Source organism: Corallococcus sp. 4LFB, from assembly GCF_046520365.1.
GTDB classification, from domain to species: Bacteria; Myxococcota; Myxococcia; order Myxococcales; family Myxococcaceae; genus Corallococcus; species Corallococcus caeni.
The window spans coordinates 1-1,063 of the sequence record NZ_JBKGHJ010001066.1; the positions used below are offsets into that span (position 1 = coordinate 1).

A 1,063-nucleotide genomic window follows, 5' to 3' on the forward strand; every position below is an offset into this window, starting at 1 on the left:
CGCTGGTGGCGGCGCGTTCGTGGGCGGCGGACGGCCTCGCGCGCCTGGGTGACGTGCGCGCGGCTGCCGGTGCTCACCGGGAACCTGCGCCATGAGCACCTGCCCATCCGGCTGGGCGCCATCCTCGCCTTCGCGGCCCTGGGCCCCGAGGGCGACGGTGGCCTGCTGCACGGCCTGGAGGACTCCGCGCGAGAAGTGCAGGAGATGGTCTTCGCCATCGTGCTCGCGCGGGACCTGCGCGCCAGCCGCGAGGGCGGACCGCCGGACCTGCTGACGAGCGCGCTGTCCAGCGGCCGTCCGGAGGTGCGCTACGCCGCGGCGCGCGCGCTGGAGCTGCGCACGGAGCCGGAGGCCTACCGCGCGCACCTGGTCGAAGTGCTGCTGCCGCCGCGTCCGGAGAAGGCCGGCGACATGAAGGACTGGCCCGCGGAGGACGAGCGGGCGAAGCGCGTGATTGGGCTCGCCGAAGCCCTCTCAAGTGGCCAGCCGGAGCAGCGCTACGCGGCGGCCCAGGTGCTGCTGCTGCGCAACAAGCCGCTGGACTACTTCCGTGAAGCGCAGAAGGTCGCGCGGCCCAGCTCGCTGCAGGCCCCCTGGAAGCCGGAGACGGCCGAGGGCGCCGCGCACGTGGTGCAGCCCTCCACGCCGGAGAAGCAGGGCACGGCCTCCGCCACGGGCAAGAGCTGGCTGCGCCGCCTCTTCTCCGCGGTGAAGCCGGCGGAAGGCGCGTCGGCGACGCCGCAGAGCGCGACCCAGGCGGAGCGTCAGCACCTGCGCCGCCTCGCCTTCGGCGCCTACGTGGGCCTGCTGCGGCAGGTGACCGCGGGCGACGAGGAAGGCCACCGCGTCCGCCGCGACGCCGTGGACCGCGTGGTGAAGCTCACGCAGGAAGGCTACGCGGGCACGTCCGCCGCCGTGGCCGCCCTGCTGCGCGCGCTGGAAGACCCGCACCAACTCGTGCGCCGCGCCGCGCTCGCGGGCCTCAAGGAGCTGTACCCCGCCGGCAGCGACGAGCCGCTGGCGCTGGCCCTGGCCTCCGCTGGCGCCGGACGTGGCGCGCGCG

At 75.8% G+C, this 1,063-nt stretch carries 1 pseudogene; it reads left to right on the forward strand.

From position 1 onward, the window contains the following. A pseudogene (locus ACLEQD_RS44070) lies at positions 1-1,063 on the forward strand (HEAT repeat domain-containing protein); the annotation flags it as partial.